Annotated in this window: 5 protein-coding genes and 1 pseudogene; 4 read left to right on the top strand and 2 right to left on the bottom strand. The window is 70.9% G+C overall.

Annotation, left to right across the window (positions count from 1 at the left end; translation table 11 throughout):
* The first annotated feature begins 86 nt into the window (after positions 1–86).
* The 3 genes from nadC (at position 87) to FV223_RS18200 (ending at position 3,653) form a co-directional block, all read left to right on the top strand.
* Positions 87–941: a carboxylating nicotinate-nucleotide diphosphorylase gene (nadC, locus tag FV223_RS18210; protein WP_147728344.1), complete on the top strand. Its 855-nt coding sequence runs from the start codon at positions 87–89 to the stop codon at positions 939–941.
* Between the two features lie 138 nt (positions 942–1,079).
* On the top strand, positions 1,080–2,477 hold the full coding sequence (locus FV223_RS18205) for a cytochrome P450 (RefSeq protein ID WP_147728343.1): 1,398 nt from the start codon (positions 1,080–1,082) through the stop codon (positions 2,475–2,477).
* 516 nt (positions 2,478–2,993) lie between these two features.
* Positions 2,994–3,653 carry a L,D-transpeptidase gene (locus FV223_RS18200; protein ID WP_147728342.1) on the top strand — a complete coding sequence of 220 codons (660 nt, stop codon included), beginning with the start codon at positions 2,994–2,996 and terminating at the stop codon, positions 3,651–3,653.
* Positions 3,654–3,740: 87 nt separating this feature from the next.
* Here the strand turns inward: FV223_RS18200 and FV223_RS18195 are convergent, their stop codons facing one another.
* On the bottom strand, positions 3,741–4,187 hold the full coding sequence (locus FV223_RS18195; protein ID WP_147728341.1) for a DUF971 domain-containing protein: 447 nt from the start codon (positions 4,185–4,187) through the stop codon (positions 3,741–3,743).
* Between the two features lie 153 nt (positions 4,188–4,340).
* Here FV223_RS18195 and moaA point away from each other — a divergent pair, with 153 nt between their 5' ends.
* The gene (gene moaA, locus FV223_RS18190; RefSeq protein ID WP_147728340.1) at positions 4,341–5,360 is read left to right on the top strand and encodes a GTP 3',8-cyclase MoaA; all 1,020 of its coding nucleotides are present in this window, start codon (positions 4,341–4,343) and stop codon (positions 5,358–5,360) included.
* 144 nt (positions 5,361–5,504) lie between these two features.
* Here the strand turns inward: moaA and FV223_RS30580 are convergent.
* A pseudogene (locus FV223_RS30580) lies at positions 5,505–5,857 on the bottom strand (hypothetical protein); the annotation flags it as partial.

The raw sequence follows: 5,857 nt of genomic DNA, 5'->3' as shown, positions 1-5,857 counted from the left end.
GCGCCGGCCCGGCACACTGAAGCGACGCTGCGCAGCCCCGGCGCGGCCCCAGCCGAACCCGCGCGCACCGACGAGGCGTTGGCCCGATGAGCGATATCCTGCCCCTGCCGCGGCTCCTCGTGGAGCCGATCGTCCGCGCCGCGCTGCTCGAGGATCTCGGCCGCGCCGGCGACATCACCACCGATGCGATCGTGCCGCCCGACGCACGCCTGGACGGCGTCATCGCCGCCCGCCAGGACGGCGTGATCTCCGGCGTCGACGCCGCGGTGATCGCCTTCGCCCTGATCGATCCGGCGGTGCGGGCCGTGGTCGAGCGCGGCGACGGCGCCCGCGTCGCGCCCGGCGACGTGGTGATCCGGCTGTCAGGGCCGGCCCGCGCGATCCTCACCGCCGAGCGCGTCGCGCTGAACCTGCTCTGCCGTATGTCGGGCGTCGCGACCGCCACGGCAGGGCTCGTCGAGGCGGCGCGGCCGCACGGCAAGGCCTCGATCGTCTGTACCCGCAAGACCACGCCGGGCCTACGCGCGCTGGAGAAGCACGCGGTGCGCGCCGGCGGCGGCTCGAATCACCGCTTCGGCCTCGACGACGCGGTGTTGATCAAGGACAACCACGTGGCGGTGGCCGGCGGCATCGTCCCGGCGATCGAGCGGGCGCGCGCCCGGGCGGGGCACCTCGTCAAGATCGAGGTCGAGGTCGACACGCTCGACCAGCTTCAGGAGGCGCTTTCGGTCGGCGCCGACGCGGTGCTCCTCGACAACATGAACCCGGAGCAGCTCACCCGGGCGGTGGCGATGATCGACGGGCGTGCGCTTTCGGAAGCCTCGGGCCGGATCACCGCGGCGACCATCGGCGCGGTGGCTGCGTCGGGGGTCGACCTGATCTCCTGCGGCTGGATCACCCACAGCGCCGCGATCATCGATCTCGGCCTCGACGCCGCCTGACACCGGAACACCCGGACCGGCGGGCGCCTCGCGGCATCAGGCCTTGTGCCGCGACTGTCGGATCGGCATGGGAGGGCCGTCTCGTGGCGAGGCGAGGCGGTCCGGCAGCATCCGGCCCGGAAACCGGGTTGGGGTTCCATGACGGTCGGCGTATCGGACGACGTGGCGGAACGGGCGGCTTCGGCGGCCGGCGATCCGCCGATTCCCGGCATGCCGCCGCGTCCGGCCCGGCGGCTGCCGACCTGGACCTTCCTGAGGACCGCCGCGACCAACTCGCTCGCGGCCTGCGACGCCGAGCTGTTCGAGCGCCTGATCGTCCCGCGCAACTACTGGAGCCAGCAGGTCCTCTTCGTCAGCGATCCTGACGCGATCCGTCACGTGCTGACCGACCGGTTCGACAACTATCCCCGCGTGACCTCGATCCGCCGCCTGTTCGAGACCGATCTGCGCACCGGCACCCTGGCGAGCGAGGGCGAGGTCTGGCGGCGGCACCGCCGCGTCGCGACGCCGACGATCGATCCGCGCTCGATCCGTCCCGACATCCCGGCGATGCTGGATCTGGCCGGCCGCATCGCCGACGCGGTCGCGGCCGAGGGCTCGACCGCGCCGGTCGATATCGAGCGCTCGGTCGGAAGCCTCTCGACGCTGCTGTGGAACCAAGTGGTCACCGGCGGCGATCCCGCCGGGTTGCCGATCCTGCGCTGGCTCTCGAAGGTGCCGCACAAGCCGCGGCTGATCGACCTGATCCCGAAGCCGCCTTGGCTCGCGGACCGCCTCGTCCACCACCGCCGCGACCCGGCCCTGCCGCTGCTCGACGCCGACCTGCACGCGATGATCGCCGCACGGCGAGGGCCGGACTACGCCGGCCCGCACGACCTGCTGTGGCGCCTCGCCCACGGGCGCGACCGGCAGACCGGCGAAGGCCTGCCGGATGCGGAGGTGCGCGACGAGGCCGCGAGCCTGATCGCCGGCGGCGCGGCCTCCGTGCGAGCGCTGACCTGGATCTGGTACCTCCTCGCCCTGCATCCCGCCGTCGAGGCCCGCTTCCATGCCGAGCTCGACGCGGCGATGCCCGACGGCGTCGCGACCCCCGACGCCCTGGACAAGCTGCCCTATACCCGCCGCGTGCTCGACGAGGTGATGCGGCTGTATCCGCCGATCCCCGCCATCCTGCGGCAGGCCGCGGCGCGAGACGTCGTCGGCGGCCACCGGGTCCGGCGCGGTGCGATCATCGCCGTGATGCCGTGGATCGTGCACCGGCACCGAAAGCTCTGGCGCGATCCCGACCTGTTCGATCCCGAGCGCTTCACGGAAGGCAACGGCGTCGGCCGCCCGCGGCTCGCCTACCTGCCGTTCGCGACCGGCCCGCGGGTCTGCGTCGGGGCATCCTTCGCGCTGACGCAGATGCTGGTCGTGATCGCTGTGCTCGGGCGCCGCTTCCGCTTCCGCCTCGCCTCCGACGCGCCGGTGGTGCCGTTCGGCGCAATCAGCCTGCAGCCGAAGGGCGGCCTGCCGGTGCTGGTCGAGCCGCGCTGAGCCAAGCATCGACCTCCCGAAAAGGAAAAAGCGCGTCCCCGATCTTGAGGAACGCGCTTCGGAAGGTGGCCCGTGGTCTCAGGATACGGGCGAAGATCTCCTATCCGGTGCGGCAGGCATCCGTATCGGGGCATGGCGCCGAATAGACTACAAAGCCCGCGCGATGTCGCGGCCAGGACAGCGCTCGACCGGATGACGATCGGTTCGCGTCACGTCGCGGCAGGTCCTCATCTCGATCCCGCCGCACCGTCGCCGTATTCGGCAGCTGCCGGCAAAAGATGTTTCAGCGTTCGTTATCCACAGCGCGCGACCCGGCCACGTTCTCGCTTCGATACGGCAAAGCTGCCACAGTGTTGCCACCGTGTCACGGCGCGACGCGAACCATGGTGCGGCGCGGTTTCAGGCTTGGCTTTGGGCCGCGCTCGTTTACCCCTTGGCGAGACTTGGCACGGCATCGTGCCGAAGCGTCGTCCACCGCGTTCTCCACAACTTTCGCCTGCCTTTTGAGAGGCCTTGATGCGTCGTAACTTCGCCCTGATCGGGCTCGTCTGTGCGGCTGCCGCCTGGGCGGTGCCTGCACTCGCCTACGAGATCGACCCGTTGACCCGTCAGCCGCTGGACAACGCGCTGTCGGTGCGCGTGCGCCCGCAGGCGGTCCAGGCCGTGGCGGTCCCGACGGCCAACGCTTCGCTCAACGCAGCCGACCCAATGGCCTCCGCCGTCCCGCAGATGTCGGCGGTTCCGCGCGAGACCGTGGCCTATAACGGCCCGTACTCGGCTGGCACCATCGTCGTCTCCACCGCCGAGCGCCGCCTGTACTACATCCTCGGCAACGGCGAGGCCCTGCGCTACGGCGTCGGCGTCGGCCGTCCCGGCTTCACCTGGGGCGGCGTGCAGAACATCACGATGAAGAAGGAATGGCCGGATTGGCGCCCGCCGGCGACCATGCTGCGCCGCCGCCCCGACCTGCCGCGCTTCATGAAGGGCGGCATCGAGAACCCGCTCGGCGCCCGCGCGATGTATCTCGGCGGCTCGATCTACCGCATCCACGGCTCGAACGAGCCGGAGACCATCGGCACCGCCGTGTCCTCGGGCTGCATCCGCATGGCCAACGAGGACGTGATCGACCTCTACACCCGCGCCAAGGTCGGCACGAAGGTCATCGTCCAGCGCTGATCGGCCGATTGCCGGTCCGGAACGGGACGGTTGCAGAACGAGAAAGGCCGGCGGAGACGCCGGCCTTTCTCGTTTCGCTGGCGGGTTTCAATGGCAGCCGCACCCGCCGCCGCCGCATCCGCCCTTCGCGCCGGCGTCCTTGGGGGAGCCCCCCTTGATCGGGGCGACCTTCGCGGTCTCCCGGTCCAGGCCGCGCTCGGCCAGCTCGCTGAGGTAGGTCGACCAGCGGGCGTCGTACTCGCGGCCGAGCTCGTGCAGGTAGCCCCAGCCGAAGATGCCGGTGTCGTGCATGTCGTCGAAGCCGAGCTTGACCGCGTAGTTGCCGACCGGCTGGATCTCGAGGATCGCGACCGCGCGCTTGCCGCCGATCACCTTGCGCTCGGCCGGCGAGTGGCCCTGCACCTCGGCCGACGGGCTCGACACCCGCAGATACTCCGCCGGCAGCGCGTAGCGCCCACCATCGTCGAAGGCGATGTTGAGCACGCGCTTGTCTCCCGAAAGCCGGATCTCGGTCGGCCAGCGTTCCTCGGTCACGGTCGAACTCCCTTGCAACTTCTGAGGCCGGCGGCGCGTCTGCGTCCCTGCACGCGCTTGCCCACGGGCCTGCGTCCCATCATATGCGCATCCATGCTAGGTTCGTCATCCGATCGCCGCGCGGAAACTGCATCGCCGCCTTCAGAGTCCCGCATGGGCCATCAAAGCCACGTTCAGCCGGCGCCGCTGATCGACCCGTTCCAGCGGGCGATCACCTACCTGCGCATCTCCGTGACCGACCGCTGCGACCTGCGCTGCGTCTACTGCATGTCGGAGGAGATGAACTTCCTGCCCAAGCGCGACCTGCTCACGCTGGAAGAGCTCGACCGGCTCTGCGGGGTGTTCATCGATCGCGGCGTGCGCAAGCTGCGGATCACCGGCGGCGAGCCGCTGGTGCGTCGCGACATCATGCACCTGTTCCGCCGCCTGTCCCGCCATCTCGGCACCGGTGCTCTGGACGAGCTGACGCTCACCACCAACGGCACCCAGCTCGGGCGCTTCGCGGCCGAGCTCGCCGAGCTCGGCATCCGCCGGGTCAACGTCTCGCTCGATACCCTCGACCCGGAGAAGTTCCGGGCGATCACCCGGCGCGGCGACCTCTCCGTCGTGCTCGACGGCATCGCGGCGGCGCGGGCCGCCGGCATCAAGGTGAAGATCAACGCGGTGGCGCTGAAGGGCGTCAACGAGGACGAGATCGCCGACATGATCGCCTGGGCCCACGGCCTCGGCATGGACATGACGCTGATCGAGGTGATGCCGCTGGGCGAGGTAGACGGCGACCGCACCGACCAGTTCCTGCCGCTCTCGGTCGCCCGCGCGCGTCTCGAGCACCGCTACACGATGACGCCGCTGCCCGACCGCACCGGCGGCCCCGCCCGCTACGTCCGCGTCGAGGAGACCGGCGGGCGGCTCGGCTTCATCACGCCGCTGACCCACAATTTCTGCGAGAGCTGCAACCGTGTGCGCCTGACCTGCACCGGCAAGCTCTACATGTGCCTCGGCCAGGAGGACGCCGCCGACCTCCGCGCGGCGCTGCGCGCCTCGCCGGACGACGCGCTCGTGACGGCGGCCGTGGTCGAGGCGATCTCGCGCAAGCCGAAGGGGCACGACTTCGTCATCGAGCGCCAGCGCCCGGCCGCGGTGCCGCGCCACATGAGCGTCACCGGCGGCTAGGACCGGCCCGACCCCTCGATTCTCATCCCCACAACTCTCACGGTGAGGGGGTGAGCGGATATCCGCTTCCGGTATCCCGGCCGGGCGATCGCCTCCGTCGCGGTGCGGGGAGCGTTTGCCGCCATCGTCCGGACCGCTGCGGTCCTATTCCACGACGATGACGTGGTTCGGCAGCTCGTCCGGGTCGCCGCGGCCGGCCGGCACGTGACGCGCAAGCTCCGCTCCCATGCGTTCGACCGCGCGCAGAAGCCCGGCTTCCGCCTCGCCCTCGCGCAAGGCGGTGGTGAGGTCGGCGAGCGTCGCGGTCCAGTGCTCCGAGCCGACGCGATCCAGGATGCCCTGGTCGGCGACGATTTCGGCATGATGCTCGGCCAGCGACAGGTAGAGCAGGATCCCGGTCCGTCCGCGGGTCCGCTCCCAGACCGTGTCGGGGCCGACGGTGATCGAGAAGGCGCCGCCGCTCGCCGGGATCAGCGCAACCTCGCCGAGGTCGTCGC

It is taken from the genome of Methylobacterium sp. WL116 (genome assembly GCF_008039455.1).
Classification (GTDB): Bacteria; Pseudomonadota; Alphaproteobacteria; order Rhizobiales; family Beijerinckiaceae; genus Methylobacterium.
Note: the sequence above shows the minus strand (reverse complement) of the source record. Positions and strands in the feature narration are given on the sequence as shown.